Below are 23,817 nucleotides of genomic sequence, written 5' to 3'. Positions count from 1 at the left end.
CGATAAGGGTACTCTTGCCGGTAACCCAGCGGGTGTAGTTATTTAGACGCTTACTTTTCTCTATCATAAAACTTTTTGGCTCTATATGCAGCGTAAAAAGGGAACAGCGACTATCTCCACGGTAAATAGTCGCTGTCCCTGATTTTCGATTTTCCTTCATTCTCTGTCGTCTTTAGTTTTCACAATGTTAGCTCACAAACCCAAAAATTACCTTGCTGTTCACCTGAGGTTAATAACTCAGGTCCATGTGGCTTAACAGTGTAGCCATGCTTAGGCGCTTGCTTTAAAGGGTTGTTAACATCGCCTGCAAGTTCTAACCAACACATCAATATTCTCTCTCTGAATAGTGTCTTAGCCTGATCAAGGAAGCGGTGAATTAACATGCCGTCATCTAACATCCCGAATGTAAAAGGATATTTAGTTATTGGAGTGCCTTGAAAGTACGGCTGTGCAAATATAATAATATCTGCAGGTTTATGGATATGTTGAAACAGATCACCATGATGGACTGAACACCGATCTTGCACTTGATACCGTGTGATATTTTCCAAAGTGTTTTTGTATGCTGCACAGTTTATGTCTGTAAATTCAACGTTTGACGCACCACATAAGGCAGCTACAATTCCCTGAATCCCACAACCAGAGCCCATATCAATAACAGTTTTGTCTTCTACCATATGCTGATGCCGATAAACAAATGAGGCCAGGAGTTTAGAACTCATCGGTCTTAACACGCCAGGGTAGATGAGCATGTTATCCAGTTGCACATTGCTATCAAGTAAAATTTGCGGCAGTATTTGCGGTTTATCACATTGGATATGGATGTTTATCTGTTTTTCTACCTGCTTTACCTGTGGTTCAGACATTTCTATCGTTGTCATTTTCTATATCCCTCTTTTAACTTTCAGAATGTAAAAACTCAATAATCTCTTTACGACAGAGGATATGCTCTTTAGCTGTTAGCATATCCAATGTGCGTGGATGTTCAAGAGTGTTATTGATACACTTTGTGATTTTACGATTTTTCTTTGAAAGCAGCCCAATATCGTCTGACAGAAGAACTGCAGCATCCACATCATGAGAGACGAATAGTACCGGAATTTGCCGTTTGCTCCATTCTTTTTCAAAATGTAAAGCAGTTGTCCAGCTTCGTTGTTGATCCAGCGCTGCAAATGGCTCATCAAGAAGCATGATATCAGGTTCTAACACCAGTGCTCGTAGAAGGCACACCATTTGCTGCTGTCCTCCACTTAACTGATAAATCATGGCTTTAGGAGAAATGTCAGGCAAAAAAGTACCAATCAATTTGCGCGCGAGTTCTTTGCCGTCAGAACTACTACGAGGACTTACATATATTGGAAAAGCAATATTTTCCTCAACCGTAAGCCATGGTAATAGAGAGTCCTTGTAATTTTGCCAGACATAGCCTATTTTTTTTTCACTCTGAAAGCCGTTATAGATTATCTTACCTGTGTCATCATTTTCATAATCCATGATGCGAGCAATAATATTCATGAGCGTTGACTTTCCACTACCGTTTGGTCCAACTAAAGAAGCAAAGCGATCCTCAGTTAATGTCATGGATACGCCGTCTAAAACGCACTTTTCATTACCATCTCTGTAAAACTTCATAGAAATATTTTCTAAAGCGATGCTTTTTTTCATAACCCAGCCCATGGAACAAAATAGTTCTCTACACGGATAAAAAGCCTATTCAGTAGAAATCCAATTAACCCAGTTAAAAAAACTAAGGCATACATCCGATCAACTGAAAAAGTTGTGTAAGCATCTGTAAGACGCTGCCCTAATCCAAACTCACAGCCCATAAACATTTCTCCAAGCACTGCAACAATTAACGACAGCGATAGTGCAACTCGAAGGCCAATAAACGTTTGCGGTAAAGCCTCCTTAAAGGTAATCAGTCTCAGTATTTTGTATTTAGAGCAACCATACAGAGAGGCCATTTGTCTGCGAATTGGTTTAGCCTGCGTGACGCCATAGGCACTGTTTAATGTTACGACAAAAACACAGGCCGTAAAAATCATGCCAATCTTAGAGGCGTCTCTGACTCCTAACAATAAGACAAAAATAGGATAGAGTGTTGTGACAGGAATGCTTCTGAAAAAATCAACTAAGGGCAGCGTACTAAGGTAAATTGGTTTAAACATTCCCATGCTAATACCCAGCGGTACGCCGACAATAACTGCAAGCGCAAAGCCTCCAAAAGCGCGAAGCAATGTCCATCCAATATCTGATAAGATACCGGCGCTTACAAGCAAATCTAAAAGCGATTTAATAATAGTAACTACGCCGGGAAGCAGTGTTGAGTCAAAAACACCGCTCTGGTGAGCAATCTCCCAAACAATACATAGTATAACTATGCCTATCACAGGATAAACAAATCGTAGAGTACGTTTGCCTGTAATTTTTTGCATTAACTGTTACTTTCTTTCAGAAACAGGCAAATACGATGTATCAAAATATCCATTATAGTCAGGAAGCGGCTTTTTTGCAAAATTAGCATCCGTAACCCTGGCGTTTTCGCCAACATATTTGATTGCTTGCAATAGTGGCGGTTTATCCATTTTAAGGGTAAAATTAAAGTATGGCCATACCTTCTCAATATCCTGAATATTCATATTTATTATTTTGGACAAACTTTCCTTTGTTTCAGTAGGATGGTCTGAAATAAATTTTTCAGCACTACTAAGAGCGCGCATCATTGAGCTTACAATGGCTTTATTTTTAGATAACCAGTCTCTTCTTGAGGCAAGCATCATATACCCTGTAAAAACGTCAGGTTCTCGAAACTCAATAGAATCCCCTCCCAACGATTTAACAGAGCTATTGATGAATGGATCCCATGTAACAACAGCATCAATCTCACCTGCCGCCAAAGCTGGCTGCAAAGCTCTTGGCTGCATTTTCATCAATTTAACATCCTGAGTGGCTATCTTATATTTTTCCAAAAATCTGTACAGAAAAGGCTCCGCACCCGTTGCCGGTGTATAGGCAATACGCTTGCCTTTGAGGTCTGAAGCTGATTCAATACCCTTACTTTTTCGTGCGACTATGCCACAACTGGATGACACAATTTGGGCAAGCGCTACAGGGTTTTTGTTTCCTGTAAAACCAACGTAAGCAAAATTAGCCTCCACCACAGCGGCAAAATCCACTGATTTAGAGAGCAAGGCATCCATGCAATATCTACCTGCATCCTGATAATTCAAGGTAACGTTTAAACCCTCCTGCTCAAAAAATCCCCTTTCCTTGGCTATAAGGACAAGAGAACACCAAATATTTTTACCTGTTGCTAAACTAACATCGACAGGCCTACGCCCCTGCTCGGTTAAACCGTTACTGCTAATTATTACTATTAGCAACAAAATAACTACCGCATACCATAGCATCTTTGATTTTTTTTGTATCATTGTATTATCTCCTCAGTTGGATAAATAGTTTTGCTACTATTGATAGCATATATGAGTAAATCCACCATAGTTTGAACTGGCGAAAAAAACTCATGCCAAATTGTCATTATTACATGTTCTGCTGCATTTGGTTTGCCGAGCTTACGATAATTTTTATACCTATAGATATATTCATATACCCATGCTCCTATAAAACATACCATTATTATGGCATAAAAAAATGTTATCAAAGCGATATTGGCATTTTTATTTATGTCATAAAGCATATATAAAAAAAATCCAGAAAATAATAGCCCACTAATTCTTTGCGTTAACTTAATATCCGGGTGATATTTAGCTAACTCATTTAGATCGGCGTTAGCTGCATTCTTCTTCTTCCATGAACGCAAGTTAAAATCCCAAATCATCAAGCAAAAGAATAGGAATATAAATGCGTAAGCAAAATATTTAAGAACAGCGACATCGCCTATTTTATTACAACCACAGATACCTTCAACATAATCAATGAGTTTAGATGGATCGTATTTAACAGAAACTATTACAGTTGCAGCAGCAGCAACGCGACAAACAACATCTAATATTTTGTGTCCACCGCTCATTTGTGCTATAAAGTGATTTTTATCATCTTGTTTTTGATCAAAGAGATGAAGATAAAAGTACATACGCAGAAACTGCAACAAAATACCGAAAAATACAAACACGGAAATAACTGTATGGAAGATAAGGTTATTATACATTGATTCATGACGATAGTATATTGCACCGAGGGCGTTAAAAAATACGGATGCTATTAAATAGCAACTATAACCAAAAATAACAGTGTAAACAGCTTCAATGCAACCAACACGTTTTATCTGCCCTTGCCCACCTGCCCCTTTGATCTTTTGCACAATTTCATCAACTCCTGATTCTAACCACACTCTCAACTGTATCATCCATAATTCCAGGTTGACCCTTGGTGGCGAGGGTGACCCAGATACCCTTACAGGAACTTTTCCTTCACGTCTTTTACGAGGTTTGTTAGAGGTTTGACGGAAGTGTCGCAATTTAAAAAAATTCAGAAAGCGCTTGGGATAAAGCGGTATAGTCTTAGCAGTTTATCTGAGGCTGGTTATGTATTTGACAGCAAATTGTTAGAACCTGTCGTGGGCGAATTATCTGGTCAGTCTCTGAAATTAGAGACAGATAATCGGTTAAAGTCGATAGAGCAGGCAATCGTCGCGGTAGATGGGACGATAATACAGGCATTAATGTGGGCGTTATGGCTGGACAAAGAGAACAGGGCGGCAAAGATTCACCTTGAATTCGATGTAATTAAACAGGCACCGGTATGGGCGGAAGTAACAGACGGTAACGCAAATGAAAAAGCTATACTACGGGGCAAGCTGGCCGGAAACAAGCTATATGTAATGGACGCTGGGTATGGGCAGTATAGTTTATTTGAAGAGATAGGGAAAGCCGGGAGCAATTTCGTATGTCGGCTTCGAGATAATGCGGCGTGGGAATTGGGGGATAATCCCCCGTCTTGTCGATGATTCAATAAATGGTTAAACCCCATGATACACTTAAACCAACGAAAAAACAATTCGATTTGCCACCTGTATTTGTATATTAAAGCAATAGTTTCGGCGCTTAAATCCATACGGTCAGTTACCAACAACATAGTGTAATCCTGTCTGTCAGTACGTATACTCTTGGTTTTAGACGATACCTTTAACCGTCTATTACTACTACCCTTGTGGTAAACCTCTATTACCCTTACCGGGGCTGACAAGTCTCCACGTGTTGAGCGCCCCCCCTAATCGCACTGTCATATCCCTTTGAACTCCATAGAGCCGGTCTGCCTCTGTCAAACTGTGGTCTTCTATCGACAAGACGGGGGATTATCCCCTCAATAAATGGCTTATCAATCCAGGTCTATTGCGCACTGATAGCCAGTATGCTAATAACATTATGGATAGGCAGAAAGCCCACGAAGCGGACATCTGAAATGCTGTGTTTTCACTTTATGGGCGTGGCTACTGACGGGGAATTAGAAGAACATATAGAAAATTTGCAAAAAATCTGATAAATAGCTGAGGGGTATTTTTTTCTCCGCAGCTATCATGGCGAGAGCTATGTTCGATTAACGGCATTGCTGACAATGCCTTAAATCATCGACATCGCCCGTTAGGTTACTCAAAATCCTGAGACCCCCCTCACCGCCGCAAATTGTTTCGCTCAGCAATTATCATACCGGACAGTATTGGGTATAGCCTCGTTGATTTGGACAAACAGCAGGAGTTAGATTATTGTGGGACGGTAATTTTCAGCGAAGAGTATGATATAGCCAAGCCCTGCGGATGTTACGATGGGTAAGTTATTAACATCAAGTATCAAGTCTTATGTTGTGGTAGAGCTATTAACAAATTATCAACATGTAATTCACAGGTTACTACCCCCCTGCACCCCCCAAAGGCTTTAAAGGATTCCTACTACTATAAATGTAAGAGGAAAGGATTAAAGGAAAACCCTCCAAGAGTATGCCTTTTCAGTCAAACCCTGTTTGATTTTCTACCCTCTTTATAACCAAAGTAAGGCATTTTATAAGCATCCCAAACCAGATATTCGCATTTTTCAAGCACTTAGTTTCTCGTGTTTCTACTCAAGGCACAAAAAATTATTGCGTTGTATGAGGAGCTTAAAGAACGCATCATTTCACTAACTCATTCACAGTATGCCGTGCCGCTTCTTGACCAGATGTATAAGAAGCCGGTATTTAAGAGTACACAGATAAAAATACCCGGTGTAACCCGCCAGACGCTTAATAGTTTACTCCGCAGCCTAAAGGACGACGGTATATTGGAGGTTGTAAGGGAAGCAAGCGGACGTCGTCCGCAGTTGTTAGCCCTTACGTCGCTCATTAAGCTCTTGTGACAGGGATTGCGGCGTTTCCACTGTCAATAAGCTGCCTTACTTCCCATAACAGTTTTCTGCCTTCACCAAAGGTAATCGTCAACTCGGCCTCTGTGAATTCCGCCCATTTATAGGCCTTTATCTCCTCGCGCTGGATAGTTACGGCTTTATTTGTGATGCGGCCGATGAAGTATTGGACGGTTTTAAAGACGCGGTTATTCTTTCTTATATATGAATACTTCTCAATAAACGATTTGTCTCTCAGGATATGCCCGTCATGTATGCCGGTTTCTTCTTTGAACTCACGGCAGGCGGCCTCGTAGGGGGTTTCGTCGCCCTCCGCGTGGCCCTTCGGGAATGCCCAGTGCCCCGCGTTGTGCTGAACCAACAGATAAAATTGTGTGCCACCCTCTTCATAAACCGCAATGACACCGTATGACCTGTCCTCTATCATATCCTAAGTATATAGTACCAAAATGGCGGTAATAATTAAAATATGTGATTTGCCCTCAGAAAAAAGATTTAACGCCGCCTATTATTTAACCAAACGATAACAACTCCTTAATACAATTGTAACAATCCATCTTTTATAATAGACGCATGGGTTTTCTCACAAGCCACTATAAAATAAAAGGAGGAAGTGCTGTGAAGAGTTTGCAAGCGTTATTAGTCATGTTGGTAATGTTAGTTAGTGTGTGCGCGTACGCCGAGGAGTCAATAAGGATAGACGGTTCAACGACTGTGCTGCCAATAGCGCAAAAAACCGCCGAGGAATTTAACAAGAAATACCCCAACATAAAGGTCTCCGTCACAGGAAGCGGTTCAGGCAATGGTATCAAGGCCATTATGGACGGCACAACCGATATCGCCACAAGCTCACGTGAGGCAAAAGAAAAAGAAGTCACGGCCGCAAAGGCAAAAGGCGTTGTCATGACGCCCTTCATTGTGGCATATGACGGCATTGTGCCGGTAGTGCATCCTTCAATGAAAATTGATAAGATTACTATGGCGCAGCTTAGGGATATTTACAACGGTAAGATCAAAGATTGGAAGGAGATAGGCGGGCCAAACAGGCCGATAACTGTCGTATCCAGAGATACCAGCTCCGGTACGTATGAAGTATGGGAAGAGAAGGTGATGAAGGAAGACCGCGTGCAAGCGGGTGCCCTCCTTGTTGCCTCAAACGGCCAGGCCGTTCAGACCGTGGCCGGCAATCCATTCGCCATAGGCTATGTGGGCATAGGATACCTGGACAAGTCTGTTAAATCTCTGTTAGTAAACGATGTAAAAGACAGCCCCGACACCGTCAGAAACGGCACATGGCCGATAGCCAGAGGGCTTTACATGTATACAAACGGCAAACCCGCGGGTAACATTGCCAAATACATAGAGTTTGTTATGTCCAAAGAGGGACAGGATATCGTCAATTCCGTAAAATTCGTAAGCCTTAAGTAGGGCACAGTTGTTGAGGGGGGCTTGATTTGAAAATGCACTGGAGGAAAGAGGAGAAACTGACAGAGATTGTCCTCAAGCTAGTCGGCCTGTTCTCCGTAGTGGTGCTTTTGATGATAGCCTTTTTCCTCTTTAAAGAGTCGTTTAAGATTTTCTATACAATAGGGACTCTAAAACTTATAAGCGGCACGCAGTGGTATCCCACGGCTGTTACTCAGAGCTTTGGGATGCTGCCGCTTATTGCTGGAACTATCAGCACAACTATGTTAACGGCGCTGTTTGCCATCCCATTGGGGATAGCGACGGCCGTGTATATCGCTGAGATTGCCTCGCACAACATAAAGGAGTTCCTCAAACCGATTGTAGAGATGCTCGCCAGCTTTCCCTCTGTGGTGTTTGGTTTTTTTGGCATGGTGATAATTGCCCCCGTGCTGACTACGTGGCTTTCGCCGCTGCTGTCGGATAAACTACCCACTCTCATCAGAGGCACCGGCATCCCATTTTTATCCACAGTTGTTGCCGACTTGTGCTACGATAAGCTGTTCATAGCGTCGGGGCTTAATATGTTTACGGCATCAGTAATGCTGTCGGCCAAGGCGATACCTGTTATAGCGAGCATAGCGGAGGACTCCATTGCCTCTGTGCCGAGGACATTCAGAGAGGCGTCATACTCAATCGGCGCAACGAAGTGGGATACGATAAGGCATGTCGTAATACCATCGTCCCTTTCGGGAATCAGTGTTGCAATCATACTGGGATTTGCTACAATAGTGGGGGAGACGATGATAGTGTTGATGGCGGCGGGGGGGGCGGCGATAGTCCCCAACTGGATATTTGACGCCGTTAGGCCAATGCCGGCGGCCATAGCCGCGGAGATGGCCGAGGCCCCTTACAGGAGCCTGCACTACCACGCGCTGTTTGGAGTTGGGGTGTTGTTATTTGTGTTTAACTTTATCCTGAGCCTCATCTCTGATTTCGTATCAAAGCGTTTCAGAAAGGTGAAATTGGGAGAAAAACTGTGAAAGATAAATCAGGGGATATTAAGAGGCATTATGTGCCTCAGCGCAAGACAAGCGCCTCTATCAAGGGCAACCTGATTCTTTCCATAATAAGCGCGCTGGGGTACTCCGGCGCTGTCGTATTATTTCTCGTCCTCGCCTTCGTGGTCTATAACGGCGTGGGCGTGCTGAGTTGGGATTTCATAACAAAAAACCCGACTGACGCCATGACCGCTGGTGGTATATTCCCCGCTATTTTAGGCAGCGCGCTTCTGACATTCTTATGTATGGTAGTGGTGCTTCCCATCGGGATAATGACGGCCGTTTTCTTGACGGAATACTCAAAGCCAGGCATCGTGCTAAAGCTCGTGAACATGTCCATATACACGCTGGCGGGGGTGCCGTCTGTGGTCTATGGGCTTTTCGGGTTGGCGGTGTTTGTCATAGTTTTAAAGTGTGGGATGAGTTTAATCGCGGGTTCGCTGACGCTTGCCATAATGGTGCTGCCCTACATAATATCCACGTCTGAGGAGGCTATTAAGGCCGTGCCGCAGAGTTTTCGGGAGGCCTCACTGGCGTGTGGGGCAACGAAGCTGCATACCATAATAAAGGTCGTCCTGCCGTTGTCTCTGCCGGGAATTTTAACTGGCGCTATGATTGGCACTGCGAAGGTCTCAGGGGAGACCGCCCCTATAATGTTTACGGCCGCCGCATTTTTTACGTCAGGGCTTCCCCGGTCACTGTTTGAGCCGGTCATGGCCCTCCCGTATCACATATACGTACTGGCAACGGCGGGTACAAATATAGAAAAGACGAGGCCAATTCAATATGGCACGGCGCTGACGCTTATTGTGCTGGTGCTGGGGATGAACCTTGTTGGTATAATCATCCGCTCCAGAGAGAGGAGGAAAAAGGCATGGTAATAAGACGGCGCAAAATAATTATCAGGAGATATAAATGCCGCTAAAAGATAACGAGCTTTTGAGGCTGAGGGAAGATATTATGAAAATGGCCTCTCTGGTAGAGGCTGCAATAGACAGCGCCATAAAGTCGCTTATGACAATGGACAGGGCGCTTGCGCAGATGGTGTCGCGCAATGACCACTACGTAAACGCTATGGATGTGCGGATAGACGAGGCGTGCATAGTGTTGATAGCCCTGCGCCAGCCAGTTGCAAGGGACCTTAGATTTATAACAACGGCGATGAAAATCACCACAGACCTTGAGCGAATGGCAGACAATGCCGTAAGCATAGCAAATCGTGTCCTTGAACTGCCAGAGGAGATCCCGGGTTTTGCGATTGTCAGAATTCCACAGATGAAGGAAATAGCCCTCGGCATGTTGACAGACGCGGTGGCGTCTTTTTTGAGCAGCGATAAGGGGCTTGCCATGGACGTTATTACAAGGGACCAACTGCTTGATGAGTTAAACGAAAGGCTGCTGAACGAATTAGTTGAGCTGATGACAAAGGACGCGGCATCAATAATTCCAGCTTCAAAAATCAGTTCCATCTCAAGATACATAGAGCGAATCGGCGACCATGCCACAAACATAGCCGAAATGGTCATCTACATGGTAGAGGGCCAGATAATCAAACACATGAAAAACAACTCATCCTAAGTAAGGATCAAAGACGAAGGGGGATAATCCCCCTCGTATTCTTGCATGTGTTTTATCTGTTGGATTTAGGCTGCCGCCCGTTGGCGGCTTCGGTACTCCAGCTTATACTAAGTTGCAACCATATGAATAATTTTGTCATTCCTGCTCGTAGGCTGGAATGACAGACTCGAAAAAATATAGTTACTAAGTGTGATTTGCCGAAAAAACATCGTATTTCAATTGATTTCTCCCCTCTTTTTTTGACCGGTAGAGAAGGCTGTCAACGTGGGTTAAAAATATTTCAGGTAAAATGTCAGGGTCAGGCCTTGCCTCGGAACCACCTAAGCTTATGGTAACGTAATTGGAAACAAGTGAACGTTCGTGTGGTATCTCCAACGTCTCTATAGAGCCTCTCATGTGATTGCCTATTTGTACGATACCGTTGCTATCTGTTTCGGGAAGCAGACAGACAAACTCCTCCCCGCCGTATCGCGCCAGCAAATCTGCCGGCCGTTGCAGGCATTCTCGCAGTGTCTCTGCTACCTTTTTGAGGCATATATCTCCCTGTATATGTCCATAGTTGTCATTGTAAAGCTTGAAATAATCTATGTCTATAATTATCATAGACAACGCAGATTTCATTCTCACCGCCCTGCTCCACTCCTTTCGATATGAATCGTCGAAAGTTCTCCTGTTTGATATGCCAGTTAAGCCGTCCATTGCAGCCAATTTAGACAGAGAGTCCCTTTGCTTTTTTAACTCAAGGTGATTCCTCACGCGTAATTTCACTATTGACGGGTTAAAGGGCTTGGTTATATAATCCACGGCGCCTATGTTTAATCCATATGATTCATCTATATCGTCATCCATGGCCGTTATGAATATTACGGGAATACCTGCAAGGCTTTCATTGCCCCTGATTGTCCGGCATACTTCATATCCATTTACCTCCGGCATAATAATGTCCAATAGAATTAAGTCAGGGACAATTACCGATGTCATTTCTATGGCCTGCCTTCCTCCGGTTGCATAATATGTCAGATAATCCTCCTGTAACAGCTCATTCAATATTTTTATATTCATCGGCATATCGTCAACTATTAAAATCTTCTGTTTATCCGAACCCACTGTTATTCCCCCCTATTCGATCAAGTAAAATTATAGTTGCCGAAGACTTGTCTCAACACGGAAAGAGCCTCGGCATAGTTTAGATTTGTTATGTTTTCCTGCAGCTCCCCGGCCATCTCTGTCCCCGATACACTCTCTATAGTGCCCTTTATACTTTCATAATACGATATCGTATGCAAGGCGTTTTCATTGAGAAGCGCACTAAGCTTAAAATATATGTCTTTTAAGAAATTTACGTCTAAAGGTGCATCGCCGCCTATCTGGACGGCCTTGTTTTTCTTTAGATTCTCCCATACGTCTATCGAGTTGTAGAGGCGCCTTAGCTCTGCCCCGAATCTGTCCAGAGTTACCGGAGTTTCATCAGACAAGGCATTTTCTATTGTTATTATTTCGTTACAGATATCAATGGCTGACAGGTTAGCGGCCATTCCCTTAAAGCCGTGAAGCAGGTGTTTTGCTTTGTCGTATTCCTTTGCGGTGATTGCCTCCACTATCTTATCTCTCATACTTTCAGAGGTGCTCCTAAATTCTATCATAATATTTTCAAGTAGTTTTGTATTATAATTGAGCCTCCTCAACAATGCCTTTACGTCAATACCTTTAAATTCATGCGGGAAATATACCTCGTCAGCCGATGGTGTTTCGCGCACGTCAAGTTTAGTCTTTAGCAACTTACTGAGCTTATCGTAAAATGCCTCTATCTCTATCGGTTTTGATATATAGTCATTCATCCCTGCATTAAAACATTTCTCTATCTCTTCCTTCATCGCATGTGCCGTCATTGCTATAATAGGAAGTTCATCTTGGGAGTATTTTTTCCTAATCGCAGTCGTCGCCTGAAATCCGTCCATCTCCGGCATCTGTATGTCCATTAAAACAACGTCGTAAACATTTCCTTGTTCCACTATTTTTGATACGGCAACTCGGCCATTGTTGGCAAATTCAACCTTAACTCCAGATAGTTCGAGTAATTCCCTGGCAACCTGCCTGTTTATCGGATGGTCCTCAACGACTAAAACCTTTGCACCTTTGATGTCTTCCACCGTATGTAATTCCGTCGCAAGTTTTTTTGCAGATAAGGGTTTACATTGCCCAAACACTTCAAGTATGGCGTTAAATAAAAGTGAGGGATGAACGGGTTTACTAAGGCACACATCAACCCCAAGTTCTTTGGCCGATTGCCTTAGGTCATCGCTGTCATGTGCAGTAACCATAATTATAGTAGGGACGTTAATAAGGCCAGCGTTGTTCTGAATACGTTTTATAGTCTCAATGCCGTCCATCCCCGGCATTTTATAATCCATTAAAGTCAACCTGTATTGGCAATCTTGCGGCGCGCCCGATACCAGTTTTATCTCATTGACCGCCGACTCTCCGGAATCTACGGTGGTTACGCTAAAGGAGAAGGACTCTAAAATCGACTTCAATATAGTCCTCGATGTTTCATTATCATCAACAACCAATGCCTTTAGTTTATGAAAATCGGGGGGAAATGCGTAACGGTCTGCCCCACATGGCCTCTGGCAGCCCAATAGCACGGTAAAAGTAAATTTGGTTCCTTTACCGTACTCACTCGTTACGGTTATGTCACCGTGCATTTGTTTTACCAGATTTTTACATATTGTCAATCCAAGTCCGGTTCCGCCATAGATTCTTGTAGTAGAGGCGTCTAACTGGGTAAAAGGTCTGAATAAGGACGTTAATTGTTCAGGCTTGATTCCTATGCCCGTATCGCTTATCGAAAACTCTAAGATGATCTCTGTCTCAGTCACATGCAACGCCCTTACTGACAGGATTATCTCTCCTTTTTCAGTGAATTTGATAGCGTTGTTTAGCAAATTCGTAATTACCTGTCCCAACCGTAAAGGATCGCCTGTCAATTGTTTTGGTATATCGTCACTGAGTGAATAGATGAGTTCGATTCCCTTTTCTTCCGCCTTCAACGTGTGAATGGCTGCGATATCGTTTAAAATATCATCAAGATTGAAATCTATCGCCTCTATTTCGAGTTTATTGGATTCTATCTTGGAAATATCAAGGACATCATTTATTATCCCCAACAATGACTTTGCTGACAGCAGCAACTTACTAATGTAATCCCGTTGCTTTGCCGTTAAATCGGTTTTCAGGGCGAGGGAGGATAACCCGATGATTGCATTCATTGGAGTCCGTATCTCATGACTTATGTTGGCGATAAACTCACTCTTTGCCTTGTTGGCTTTTTCGGCTTCTTTGCGGGCTGTAATCTGTGCTGCCTCCATATTTTTACGCTCCGAAATATCTTTTGAAAATCCAATAATGTATTTCTTGTTTTTAATTTCCAGCAAGACTGCCGTAAACTCGACAGGGAAACTACTGCCATCTTTCCTTATGTTTATCGTCTCACCTTTTAATTGTTCTCCAGAGATAACTCTATCTATGCTTTCTCTGACGGGGTCGGCTTTATCGGCAGGGTTCATGTCGTAGACGGACATCTCCTGAAGCTCTTCAATCGTATAACCATACATTTCCGAAGCCGACTTATTTGCCTTAATTATTGCACCAATATGTTGTCCTTCGGCTTCAATGAGCAAAATCGTCTCCACAGCATTCTCGAAAAACAACTTGTATTGTTCATCAATATCGTGTTCAAGTTTTTTTCTGGATTCTAACAGGTTAGCAGTCATTTCGTTGAACGTCTCCGATAAGAAACCTATTTCATCGCACGAGCTAACGTCCGCCCTTGCAGATGTGTCACCTTCCTTTATTCTCCTTGCAGTGGTTGTAAGATTCATAATAGGCATGGTGATCGAACGGGCGCTGTAAAAAGAGATTATCAGTATGAGTATAACCGTAATAGCAGCAACTCCTACGAAGAGATTGCGCAGTTTTAAAAGCGGAGAAAACGCTTCATCTCTGTCTATTTTTACTGCTAATCCCCAGTTGGTCTGTCCGATATGCCTCGTTACACACAGCACCTCCATCCCTCTGTAGTCGATTGCATCGTCAATGATCTTATCTCCTTTCATCAATGACTGAACAATCGGAGTATTTATGTTACTCATACTGACAGTCCTTTTTAACGCCGCATTTTTATCGAATCTCAGGGGGACAATAAAAAGGGCGTCCCCATTTTTATCAATCTTTGCAAGGGCAGTTTCGCCTGTCTTTTCCAATTCGGCATAATCATTTGTGATTTTTATAATCGGGTCAAATCTGGTTTCCACAACCAATATCCCTAATAGTCTCTCTTCGTGCACTAAGGGACACGATAGGTAATTGACAACTTTATCTTTATTAAGGGAAAAAACATCCATCGAGTAACCGCTCTTTCCCCTGATAAAAAAATCTTCTTTGGAAAAGTCCACACTAAGTAATGAATCATTCGTTGAGACGGCCACCTTTCCTTCTAAATTCAATATGTGTATGTTTTGTATGTCTTTTACGACTGCCTTTGCATTGGATAGAACAGTGGTGACTATTTCCCGTTGTTCTTTATCTCCGGTTCTTAAATAATTCTCAAGCGCTGCACGCATCGGAGGTCTGCTCGTAATGAGGTCCATTCTCTCGACATTTCTCTGCAGGTTGTTTTCGATTCTATTTTTCTGAACTATTGCAGTGGATTCAAGACTGTCAACGATATGTTGTTTTAATACTACCGCGGCGATGTAATAAGCGGCAACGCTTATTACAATAATAGGCAATAATGCCGTGGACAACAAAATAATAGTAGTTTTTGGATATAGCTTCACGCTTGCACACCACCCGCCCGGCACCGGCTTTTGATCCAGTTAAAGTGTAGCTCCCCCAACATAAAGGCCATCGGATCTAAGATATACCCATCAAGACAGGTTATATAGTGAGCCAATTGCAAAATACTGCAACTCCATGCACATACAACGCTCTGACAACACTCTGGATTCCCGTTTTCACGGGAATGGCAGACAAAGGCTATGGCATTCTGTTGCCATTCATTCCTCTTGCAATTGGCACAGGTAACAAGCCCTTCTGTGCCCTCTTGCATCTAACGATAATTAAAACACGCGGCTATTTTCTCCTGCGCTGAAACTTCATCTTCCTGCGTAGCTTTTTGTGCTTGTGCTTGGACATCTTCTTCTTTCTCCATTTTTTTACGTTACCCACTATGCCGCCTCCCGTTATGATTATTTTTTATTTGTTCCATAAAAGTCTCAAGCTGCATCACTGATGTGTTAGACTCCGTTCCATCATAGGGGATGCTGATAGAGGGGATGGCGTAGTCCCTGCTTAACGCCCTCATCAGCGCGGACACTATCGTTCCCGGCATACAGCCAAAGGGCATCGTGTTCACTATGCCTCCTACGCCGCGCTCTGCCAAATCAACCGACTTTCCTATGCTTAGTATCGTCTCACCCTCAAATGACTCATCCACGTATGGACGCGCCTTCCTGATTATCTGGCGCGTGTCCGGCTCGTGCAGCGTCTTTAAAAAACCCTTAAAATACTTGTGATACTGCCTCTCTATGTTCTTTTTATACAACCTTTTTATGATGATATCTATAGTAGCAGAATAATCCCTTTTTATCAAGGCATGTTTCAGTCCAAAATAATTCACATAATATATCCACTCCTCAACAGGCGCGAGCCAGACCTCTCCACCAAGGGCCTCTATCCTCTCAACAAGATTTTCATTGGAAAACTTATTTGACCTGACAAATATCTCCCCCACCACGCCTATTGTCGGCCTGCTGAGCGTCCGGTCAACGGCGATAGCCCCAAACTCCTCCCGCACGTCTTTTAAAACGTTTGTCAGCTTACGTTTATCGGCCCTTACGGAGTCATATATCTGCATCAGGAACTTGTCATAGACTGCCTGAGTGCGTCCTTTTTCAGTTTCATAGGGACGCGTTTCGTGCAGACACTTCGTGAGCAGCTCAATGGCGACGATTCCCTTCCATGTGCGGGTTATAAAATCCCTGCCCGCTATCCCCAAGTCCTCGTAAAAAGTCGAATCCTGCACCGGTGAGAACAACTGGACATCTTTCAGGCCGATATTATCTAAGAGCAGTCGCTGAAATACGTTATACTGCCCGAATCGGCAGGGACCGGTGCCCGATGGCATGAAAAATGCCGAGTGTGTGGCGTCAAACCCCTCAGAGAATACCTTCCTGAGCATGTCTCCGGTTGTGACGGCGCAGGGGTAGCACTCCTTGCCTGAGACGTGTTTTCGTCCCAGGGCTATGGATTCGGCGTCGCTCGGTGGCAATACCTCAGAGGCTATCCCCGAATACTCAAACGCCCCCGCAATGGCAAAGGCATGGTCGGACATGCGCGGTATATAGATTATGTTGTCCTTCGATGGCCGCATAATCGGCCTTACAAGCATCTCCGGCGGTTTCGACGGCCTTGTCTTTCTGTGCTCTATGCTGTCTAAAAATGCCTCGCAGCGCGTAATGGCACCGGCGTCGGCGCTGTGTTCATCTATTTCAAGATGTAAAAACGGCTTATCGCCAAGTTCGTCCTTAAAATATTTTAATATAAAGGAATCCGGCCCGCAGTTAAAATTCCCTATGTATATAGGATACAGATACGGGTTGTCCTTGATAAACCTCGCCGCCTTTATAATGCGTTGCCCGCTTCGCCAATACATCTCCTGCCAGCGGTCGCTTATGTCAACCTTTGTAAGGGGCAGCATGTCCATCGGGATGGACAGGACATTCAATGAGGCCAGTTTTTTCGGTATCTGGAGGTTTACGCCGCTGTCAAATGAATTGTATGGCCTGCCTATGATAACAATCGTCTTTTCGGCAAGCCCAAGGAGTACCTGGCTACCGCGTTCCTGCATCTCTATATAGAACTCTTCCTGCGCGTTTTTCGCGTCTTTTATCGCCTTTACTATTGTCTTTGTGGGCAGAGAAAAGCTCCTGAAGGACTTCTTCAACTGTTTGATAAGAAATCTATCGCCGCGCGCGAAGTCTATTACAGGCTTATACAGGTGCATATTTTTAAAGGCCGCCCGTGACAGATACGGCATGGTCTGGGTATATGGACACGGTGAGCCTTTAGAGAAGTCCTCCCCGGGGGCGCTTATATTGATAAAAGACGGCAGAAATATATGGTCAATGCCCTGTTCAAGCAGCCATTTGACATGCCCGTGGGCAACCTTCACAGGGAAACATGACTCAGACAGCACCGTTTCAACACCAAGGTTTACCACCTGCCGGTTCGTCTTTGGCGATACCACCACCCCAAAGCCCAGCTTGCCAAGAAGCGTAGTCCAAAAGGGCAGGAATTCGTGAAACAGGAAGATATACGGGATGCCAATGACTGGTTTGCCCTTGCCGTTTGACGACTGAACAGGTGGCGGCTCATAGCCCTTCCAGAGGAGTTCCTCTCTGAAGGCGAAGAAGTCCTCAAGGTCTGACTTCTCTTTTATGTCATATTTCTCGCACCTGCCGCCGTAAAAGAGCTTTCTCTTTTCGCCCTCTATCGTAACGCGGTTAATCTCGCACACGTTGGAGCAGCTCTTACACTCGAACGAGGAGACCGAATAAGGCCGTTGCGTTATCGAAAATCCCTTAAACGCCGATGGCGTACCGCCGGACTTAACATCTCTGGCAATCATGGCCATTCCGATTGCCCCCGTAACGTCGTGATTCGGGGGGACGGTTATCGTCTGGCCGGTGAACTTCTCAAATGCCGCAACGACGGCCTTGTTATGTGCCGTGCCGCCCTGAAAAAAAATCTTATTACCAATCTTTTTGCCCGCAACTACCCTGTTTATATAGTTTTCCACAATTGAGTACGACAGGCCGGCAAGCAAATCATTCCTCTGTGCCCCGCGCTGGATATTGGCCATCAGTGAGTTTTCCATAAACACCGTACATCGCTCACCGAGATTGCACGGCTGGCATGAGGAGAACGACTCGCTGGCAAACTCCTCCTTTATGGATATATTGAGTTTCTCCGCCTGCTCTTCTAAAAAAGAACCCGTACCGGCGGCACACGCCTTGTTCATCTCAAAGTCCGTGATGACGCCGTCTTCAATGGAAATGTACTTGGAGTCCTGCCCGCCTATCTCGAAAATCGTATCTACGCTATCGTCAATGTAAATTGCCGCGGTGGCCTGGGCTGTGATTTCGTTTTTCACAATGTCAGCACCAATGAAATCCGCTATCATATATCTGCCTGAGCCGGTGGTGCCTACCCCAGCAATTTCAACACGCCCTCCAATCTCCTTTTCTATCTCGGAAAGGCCCTGCATTACCGCCTCTATTGGCCTTCCGGCAGTCATCAAATATCGCCGCGCCAGCAGATTGCCTTCTTTGTCTATGACCGCAAGGTTCGTGCTTATTGAGCCGATATCCACGCCCATGTATGCCGTAACCCTCATGTTCTCCTCAGAAAAACACGAAACCCCGGCGGTGAGCGGCTCTATGGATTTGACTGTATGACCCGTTCTTACATGCCTTTCCATAAAGCCATCGCCTTCTGTTATCAACGGCGGGCGGCCTGCCTCGGCATATTTGGCCGACCTGATATATTTATCAATGAGGGCAATATCAAGTCTCTGCGGCTCACCACTTTTCATGTCCTTTAAGACAGCGCCAATGGCAACCATAAACTCGCATTTTTCAGGGACTATGATAGAAGAAAGCTGAAACACCTCTCTGAATGCCCTTACCATACCCTTGTTGAGGGCCACTCCCCCCTGAAACATCACATCCGGCACGACGGTCCTGCCCTTGACAATTGTGCCTTTAAAATTCCTCGCAACGGCAAAACACAGCCCCGCCACGATGTCCTCTACCGGCGTGGCTATCTGCTGCAGGTGTATCATATCGCTCTTTGCAAACACGCTGCACCTGCCGGCGATGCGCGGCGGGTGCAGTGTCTTCACCGCCATCTCGCCAAACTCCTCTATCGAGAGCCTCAGCCTCTCGGCCTGCTGGTCTAAAAAAGAACCCGTACCGGCGGCACAGACAGAGTTCATCGAAAAATCCCTTATGCCACTTTCATCAAGGATAATGAACTTCGAATCCTCACCGCCCATTTCGATTATCGTGTTGGTAGATGGGAAGAGCCTCTTGGCGGCATAAGACTGCGCCGCCAGCTCGTTTGTATGTCTTACGCCCAATATTGCGGCAATCGTCTTTCCGGCTGTGCCGGTCACGGCAACAGGCAACCCATCCAAATTCATTGAGGCGAGGTTCTTATACGCGACAACTATGGAATGGCCCTTGTGTCTTTCATACACGCTGTCAATGACGTTGCCGTCTTCGTCCATAACGACAATCTTAACACTGACAGAGCCAGCGTCAAGCCCAATATACTTCATTCTGCCTCCGATCGGAGTTACCCGCATAGACTCTTATTATATTATATTCGCGCTGTAAATTAATACGCATGTTTTTCTTCCCTAAGGAATCAGGTCGTTTTCATAGTATGCCTTAATGGCGTCGGCCTCTCTGATCAGGTTATTGATTTCGGCCTGATATGTCTTTTTAAAGAATTCGAGGACTTCGGGATATTCTTTCACAATTTTACCGGCAAGCGCCCTGTTTATTTCGTAAAGCGATGTGTTGTCGTCGGCTATGACTGTGGCAGTGCGCGGTTTTTTATTGAAAAAATCAAAATCGCCAAACACTCCTCCACTGCCGATTGTGGTAATGCCACTATGAGCGCCCGACTCAGGCGATATGCCATGCGGATACACCTTGACAGAGCCGGTTTTCACTACATATATGGCGTCAGAGTTTTCCCCATATGCCACAATCGTCTGCCCCTGTTTAAATTGCTTCTGCACTGCCTTGTCAAGATTCCTTCTGAGTAGATCGTTAAATAAAGCGAGGAAATTCATGCAACTATCTGGTATATCGTGCGCCTCAGTGGGCGGCTCGGCGGCTGGCAACGGCACTAAGCGCTGAAATTTATCCAGCACATTATAAAGCGGCTTAATATTTTTGACCATGTCATTGTTCATTGCCCTGAGGACAACCTCATGAGCGGCAACGACAACAATTTCCTTAATAAAAACGCGGGACATACTAAGGTATAACAGCGCCGCCTCTGCCTTTCGATTTGCCGCGTAGAGGTTGATAACTTTCTTAAGGCCGGTCTCTAATAGTGATTTCGGACTAAGTGAAAAAGCCGCCTCCCCCTCCTCCGATTCAGCCCCTATCATCATTGAGGTGTCCGTGTAGTTGTTGCTCCTGTCGGGCATTACCGTCCCTATCAGTGCGCCAAACGCGCATGACTGAAGCTTGCCTTGTTCACTGTTGAGGAATTCCACCATGGAATCAAGCCTTGAAACGTAATACTCCCTGAGCAATGAGCGTAGATTTGGTTTGACGGTCATTGCCTTTTGAAGTGACTTGCCGTTTACCACCAACAGTTCCACATCGGTCTCAGCAATAGCGCTGACCGACATAGGCTTTGATGAGAATAAGGCCGCCTCTCCAAAGAAATCGCCAATCGAAAGATTAGACAGCGTCTTTGCGCCCCCGGTTAGAAGTGTGGTTATCAGGTGATTTATCAAAACAGGCGGCAGAGGGACTAACGGACCTTTTGATTTTGCAGGCTTTTTAGATATGCGCACCGTGCCGCTTACTATTATAAACATCTGTGAGTCACGGTCTCCCTCTTTGCATATTGTGTCTTTATGATTGTATTTGACCAAAGATATGTCGTCAAACATACACAGCGTGTCCTTATCCAGTAATTCCTGAAAAAACCTTGGGACACTGTTCTTGTCTATGAAAACCAACTCCAGAATAAGCATAAACGTCTCATATGCCTCATCCACATCTCCTGATTTTATCTCCCCGTACAGGCGTCTCATCAGATAGCTGAATTTATTTTTGTCCATTTAGTACCACACCTCCCGCATTATGTGCAGCCATTGAGTTTGTATTTGCCGCAGCTATGTGGTATTATAGCAAATAGTTAAAGTATATAAGTACAGGGGGTAGTATGGTATGGACGTAAAAATAGATAATATTGATGGGCTGTATGTGATTCATTCAAATGGCCGTTTGGATGCGTCAAACGCCTCCGCGCTCGACGAAAAGATGAGGGATATTTTAAGCCAGAACCCCGACAAGATTGTCGTGTCACTAAAGGGGCTTGAGTATGTGAGCAGCGCCGGGTTGAGGGTTTTTCTCACAGCCGCCAAAGAGATGAAAAAGACCAGCGGCAAACTTGCCTTTGCAGAACCCTCAGAAGCGGTGTTTAAGGTGCTGAAGATGTCCGGACTGGATACTATTTTAAAGATTTATAACACTATGGATGAGGCTGTGAAGAGCTTGCAGCATTAGTAAGAAGTATCAGTAAGAATAAAGGATTAACGACGAAGGGGGGGTAACCCCCCCTTCACCCCGTAAATCTCTCCACGCTCTGTCTATCGCGTTTGGGCTGCCGCTCGTTGGCGGCTTCAGTGTTCCGGTGTCTTCACCTCATATCCTGCACCTTTAACTGCCTCTTCGACGGCCTTTTGAGTTGTCTTAGCGTTATTTATCCTCACAACAGCACTGCCAACCTCCACGGTTGACCCCTCCACCCCTGTGAGGGCGTCTATCGCCTTTTTTACCCTCCCTATACAATGTCCACAGCTCATTCCCCCAATGGTTATCTTTATTTCAGACGTTAACTTTATTTCAGACGCTGTCTTTATTTCAGACATAGAACTTTGACCTCCTGTGTGATAGTTATACTAAGTATAATCCTAAGTATAATCCTAAGTATTATACTTAGGATTATACTTAGACTATTGCTTGTAGTTCTTCTAAGGTGCTGATTTGTCTTATCCCCGTGATTGAAAGTGTGTGTTTTTTCGTCCTGAAAAAGATTGGCCTTGCCCCCACGGCCAAAGCCGTCTCCATGTCAGCGTTTTTATCGCCCACAAATATTGAATTTTTTAAGTCAATGCCGTGGTCTGCCCTTGCCCTCAGGAGCATCCCCGGCGAAGGTTTCCTGCACGCGCAGTTGTCTGCCGGGACGTGCTTGCAGTAGTAGAAATCGTCAAATCCATATTTGTCAATGAACACCTGATGGAGGGCCTTTACAAATTCCTCATTGACTATCCCCCTGCCTATACCAGATTGGTTTGATATTCCGATTAACATGTAACCCTTGTCCTTCAGTACCTTAATCCTCTCAAGGCCATCGTACGGGCGAAAGGCGTCAAAACTGTTCAGATAGTCCGCGTCCTCACAAAGTGTGCCGTCCCTGTCAAAAAACACTGCCTTCCTCCGCGCCCATAGGGCGTCTATTTCGTCGAACACATCTGCGGCGGATATTGCGTTCATGCAGGTTAAATGTTCACACGTACGTTTAAAACATGGGGCACACCTGACGGGTTTCCTAATAACCCGATGCCTGTATGAAAACTCCGGGTGTGCCGGAATCTCTGGCGGGCCGGTCAGCTCCGGCGAGGTAGAGCCAAATATGGCAAGCACAGGCGTTCCAACCGCGTAGGCTATGTGCATAGGCCCGGAGTCGTTTGTTATCAATAGATCGCAGTTGGCAATGGTGGCACACAACTGCCTGACGCCAGTCTTACCGGTGAGATCTAAAAATGTCCCTGCGGCTGTCGGCGCTAAGATGTCCGGGTCTATAAGCTTTTCTGAGCCAAACAAAACGGCGCTGCCGCCTTTTTCCTTAATAATCCTCCCGATTAACATGGCAAACCGCTCCGGTGGCCAGCGCTTTGCCGAGCCGAAGGCCGCGCCGGGGTTTATACCTATGACGGGGCGCCTGAGATGCGACAGCGCCTCAAGGGCTGACTGCCTCTCTTGCCCGGCAAGATAAATCCACGGCAGCCGGTATGGGGCGTTGAGGCCGACAGATATGAGCATGTTCAGGTAGTAGTGGCAGTGGTGAAGCTGAAGGGTCTCACGGGTTACATCAACTGCCTTTGTCAACAGGATTCCTCTGGAGTCTCTGTTGTAGCCGACACGATGCCCAATCCGGGCAAGCCACGCTATAAAAGCCGCGTCAAAGGCGTTTTGAAGCAGAATGGCCGTGGAGAAATTCTCCATTTTCAGTCTGCGTGAGAGCCGCAACCTGCCAGATAGTGTCCTGTACACATCCTCGTATTTTATTATCGCCCCAATATGCGGGTCTTTTTCAAAAAGCGAGGCAACCGTGGGATTGGCAAGCAGCGTTATGTCCGCATCTGGATACGCCCCTTTGACTGCCCAAAGCGCAGGGGCGGACATCACGGCGTCCCCTATCCAATTTACACCCCTGACGAGTACCTTTGTATTTTCTGCCATGTTAGATATAATAACAGTTTGTTTTCTAAATATGCAGGGGAAACGATAGTCTTATGCTGGAGCACTCATGCCGCCAACGGC

General features: G+C 45.0%; 20 protein-coding genes and 1 pseudogene. 7 read left to right on the top strand and 14 right to left on the bottom strand.

Annotated features, from left to right (window positions below; all coding sequences use genetic code 11):
- Positions 1–179: 179 nt before the first annotated feature.
- Genes AB7D94_RS01610 through AB7D94_RS01590 form a run of 5 tightly spaced genes read right to left on the bottom strand, consistent with a single transcriptional unit; the run spans position 180 to position 4,351 of the window.
- Complete coding sequence (locus tag AB7D94_RS01610; protein ID WP_420263914.1) at positions 180–881, bottom strand: 50S ribosomal protein L11 methyltransferase; 702 nt, start codon at positions 879–881, stop codon at positions 180–182.
- A gap of 16 nt (positions 882–897) precedes the next feature.
- Entirely contained in the window at positions 898–1,665 is a 768-nt protein-coding gene (locus tag AB7D94_RS01605) for an ABC transporter ATP-binding protein (RefSeq protein WP_420263913.1), read from the bottom strand.
- Positions 1,662–2,435, bottom strand: coding sequence for an ABC transporter permease (locus tag AB7D94_RS01600; protein ID WP_420263912.1), 774 nt, complete (start codon positions 2,433–2,435; stop codon positions 1,662–1,664). The genes AB7D94_RS01605 and AB7D94_RS01600 overlap by 4 nt, the downstream gene beginning before the upstream one ends.
- A 6-nt stretch (positions 2,436–2,441) precedes the next feature.
- Positions 2,442–3,431: an ABC transporter substrate-binding protein gene (locus tag AB7D94_RS01595; RefSeq protein WP_420263911.1), complete on the bottom strand. Its 990-nt coding sequence runs from the start codon at positions 3,429–3,431 to the stop codon at positions 2,442–2,444.
- Positions 3,428–4,351: a hypothetical protein gene (locus AB7D94_RS01590; protein WP_420263909.1), complete on the bottom strand. Its 924-nt coding sequence runs from the start codon at positions 4,349–4,351 to the stop codon at positions 3,428–3,430. The genes AB7D94_RS01595 and AB7D94_RS01590 overlap by 4 nt, the downstream gene beginning before the upstream one ends.
- 117 nt (positions 4,352–4,468) lie before the next feature.
- Between AB7D94_RS01590 and AB7D94_RS01585 the strand changes: the two genes are divergently transcribed.
- Entirely contained in the window at positions 4,469–4,966 is a 498-nt protein-coding gene (locus tag AB7D94_RS01585) for a transposase (protein WP_420263908.1), read from the top strand.
- Between the two features lie 17 nt (positions 4,967–4,983).
- Here the strand turns inward: AB7D94_RS01585 and AB7D94_RS01580 are convergent.
- A pseudogene (locus tag AB7D94_RS01580) lies at positions 4,984–5,205 on the bottom strand (transposase); the annotation flags it as partial.
- An 860-nt stretch (positions 5,206–6,065) separates the two neighbouring features.
- On the opposite strand from AB7D94_RS01580, the gene AB7D94_RS01575 reads away from it, so the two are divergent.
- Positions 6,066–6,347 carry a hypothetical protein gene (locus AB7D94_RS01575; RefSeq protein WP_420263906.1) on the top strand — a complete coding sequence of 94 codons (282 nt, stop codon included), beginning with the start codon at positions 6,066–6,068 and terminating at the stop codon, positions 6,345–6,347.
- Here the strand turns inward: AB7D94_RS01575 and AB7D94_RS01570 are convergent.
- On the bottom strand, positions 6,334–6,780 hold the full coding sequence (locus AB7D94_RS01570; protein ID WP_420263905.1) for a bis(5'-nucleosyl)-tetraphosphatase: 447 nt from the start codon (positions 6,778–6,780) through the stop codon (positions 6,334–6,336). The two genes, AB7D94_RS01575 and AB7D94_RS01570, sit on opposite strands and share 14 nt — an antisense overlap.
- Before the next feature lie 191 nt (positions 6,781–6,971).
- Here AB7D94_RS01570 and AB7D94_RS01565 point away from each other — a divergent pair, with 191 nt between their 5' ends.
- The 4 genes from AB7D94_RS01565 to phoU are packed head-to-tail and all read left to right on the top strand — an operon-like array spanning position 6,972 to position 10,396.
- Positions 6,972–7,781 (top strand): phosphate ABC transporter substrate-binding protein, encoded by an 810-nt coding sequence (locus tag AB7D94_RS01565; protein ID WP_420263904.1) that lies wholly within the window; start codon positions 6,972–6,974, stop codon positions 7,779–7,781.
- Between the two features lie 32 nt (positions 7,782–7,813).
- Complete coding sequence (gene pstC / locus AB7D94_RS01560; RefSeq protein ID WP_420263916.1) at positions 7,814–8,800, top strand: phosphate ABC transporter permease subunit PstC; 987 nt, start codon at positions 7,814–7,816, stop codon at positions 8,798–8,800.
- Positions 8,797–9,699: a phosphate ABC transporter permease PstA gene (pstA, locus tag AB7D94_RS01555; RefSeq protein WP_420263903.1), complete on the top strand. Its 903-nt coding sequence runs from the start codon at positions 8,797–8,799 to the stop codon at positions 9,697–9,699. Before pstC ends, pstA begins: the two co-directional genes overlap by 4 nt.
- A 34-nt stretch (positions 9,700–9,733) precedes the next feature.
- Complete coding sequence (gene phoU, locus AB7D94_RS01550; RefSeq protein ID WP_420263902.1) at positions 9,734–10,396, top strand: phosphate signaling complex protein PhoU; 663 nt, start codon at positions 9,734–9,736, stop codon at positions 10,394–10,396.
- Positions 10,397–10,579: 183 nt separating this feature from the next.
- Here the strand turns inward: phoU and AB7D94_RS01545 are convergent, their stop codons facing one another.
- The 5 genes from AB7D94_RS01545 to AB7D94_RS01525 all read right to left on the bottom strand — a co-directional run bounded on the left by AB7D94_RS01545 (position 10,580) and on the right by AB7D94_RS01525 (position 21,329).
- Positions 10,580–11,503, bottom strand: coding sequence for a GGDEF domain-containing response regulator (locus AB7D94_RS01545; protein ID WP_420263900.1), 924 nt, complete (start codon positions 11,501–11,503; stop codon positions 10,580–10,582).
- Between the two features lie 20 nt (positions 11,504–11,523).
- Positions 11,524–15,234 carry a response regulator gene (locus AB7D94_RS01540; protein ID WP_420263899.1) on the bottom strand — a complete coding sequence of 1,237 codons (3,711 nt, stop codon included), beginning with the start codon at positions 15,232–15,234 and terminating at the stop codon, positions 11,524–11,526.
- A 295-nt stretch (positions 15,235–15,529) separates the two neighbouring features.
- On the bottom strand, positions 15,530–15,625 hold the full coding sequence (locus AB7D94_RS01535) for an AURKAIP1/COX24 domain-containing protein (RefSeq protein WP_085052192.1): 96 nt from the start codon (positions 15,623–15,625) through the stop codon (positions 15,530–15,532).
- Positions 15,618–19,799 (bottom strand): acyl-CoA dehydratase activase, encoded by a 4,182-nt coding sequence (locus AB7D94_RS01530; protein ID WP_420263898.1) that lies wholly within the window; start codon positions 19,797–19,799, stop codon positions 15,618–15,620. The genes AB7D94_RS01535 and AB7D94_RS01530 overlap by 8 nt, the downstream gene beginning before the upstream one ends.
- Before the next feature lie 81 nt (positions 19,800–19,880).
- Positions 19,881–21,329 carry a cyclic nucleotide-binding domain-containing protein gene (locus AB7D94_RS01525; protein ID WP_420263897.1) on the bottom strand — a complete coding sequence of 483 codons (1,449 nt, stop codon included), beginning with the start codon at positions 21,327–21,329 and terminating at the stop codon, positions 19,881–19,883.
- A gap of 109 nt (positions 21,330–21,438) precedes the next feature.
- Between AB7D94_RS01525 and AB7D94_RS01520 the strand changes: the two genes are divergently transcribed.
- Positions 21,439–21,777 (top strand): STAS domain-containing protein, encoded by a 339-nt coding sequence (locus AB7D94_RS01520; RefSeq protein WP_420263895.1) that lies wholly within the window; start codon positions 21,439–21,441, stop codon positions 21,775–21,777.
- Positions 21,778–21,893: 116 nt separating this feature from the next.
- On the opposite strand, the gene AB7D94_RS01515 is transcribed toward AB7D94_RS01520, so the two are convergent.
- Complete coding sequence (locus AB7D94_RS01515) at positions 21,894–22,142, bottom strand: heavy-metal-associated domain-containing protein (RefSeq protein ID WP_420263894.1); 249 nt, start codon at positions 22,140–22,142, stop codon at positions 21,894–21,896.
- Between the two features lie 79 nt (positions 22,143–22,221).
- Positions 22,222–23,736: a lipopolysaccharide heptosyltransferase II gene (gene waaF, locus AB7D94_RS01510; RefSeq protein WP_420263893.1), complete on the bottom strand. Its 1,515-nt coding sequence runs from the start codon at positions 23,734–23,736 to the stop codon at positions 22,222–22,224.
- Positions 23,737–23,817 lie beyond the last annotated feature (81 nt).

It is taken from the genome of Candidatus Magnetominusculus dajiuhuensis (genome assembly GCF_046044395.1).
GTDB classification, from domain to species: domain Bacteria; phylum Nitrospirota; class Thermodesulfovibrionia; order Thermodesulfovibrionales; family Magnetobacteriaceae; genus Magnetominusculus; species Magnetominusculus dajiuhuensis.
Note: the sequence above shows the minus strand (reverse complement) of the source record. Positions and strands in the feature narration are given on the sequence as shown.

Bases quoted from the DNA above. Each gene is read 5' to 3' on its own strand.
- AB7D94_RS01610 (WP_420263914.1), bottom strand. From the start codon at position 881: ATGACAACGATAGAAATGTCTGAACCACAGGTAAAGCAGGTAGAAAAA.
- pstC (WP_420263916.1), top strand. From the start codon at position 7,814: ATGCACTGGAGGAAAGAGGAGAAACTGACAGAGATTGTCCTCAAGCTA.
- phoU (WP_420263902.1), top strand. From the start codon at position 9,734: ATGCCGCTAAAAGATAACGAGCTTTTGAGGCTGAGGGAAGATATTATG.
- waaF (WP_420263893.1), bottom strand. From the start codon at position 23,736: ATGGCAGAAAATACAAAGGTACTCGTCAGGGGTGTAAATTGGATAGGG.
- AB7D94_RS01515 (WP_420263894.1), bottom strand. From the start codon at position 22,142: ATGTCTGAAATAAAGACAGCGTCTGAAATAAAGTTAACGTCTGAAATA.
- AB7D94_RS01600 (WP_420263912.1), bottom strand. From the start codon at position 2,435: ATGCAAAAAATTACAGGCAAACGTACTCTACGATTTGTTTATCCTGTG.
- AB7D94_RS01520 (WP_420263895.1), top strand. From the start codon at position 21,439: ATGGACGTAAAAATAGATAATATTGATGGGCTGTATGTGATTCATTCA.
- AB7D94_RS01570 (WP_420263905.1), bottom strand. From the start codon at position 6,780: ATGATAGAGGACAGGTCATACGGTGTCATTGCGGTTTATGAAGAGGGT.
- AB7D94_RS01530 (WP_420263898.1), bottom strand. From the start codon at position 19,799: ATGAAGTATATTGGGCTTGACGCTGGCTCTGTCAGTGTTAAGATTGTC.
- AB7D94_RS01525 (WP_420263897.1), bottom strand. From the start codon at position 21,329: ATGGACAAAAATAAATTCAGCTATCTGATGAGACGCCTGTACGGGGAG.
- AB7D94_RS01595 (WP_420263911.1), bottom strand. From the start codon at position 3,431: ATGATACAAAAAAAATCAAAGATGCTATGGTATGCGGTAGTTATTTTG.
- AB7D94_RS01605 (WP_420263913.1), bottom strand. From the start codon at position 1,665: ATGAAAAAAAGCATCGCTTTAGAAAATATTTCTATGAAGTTTTACAGA.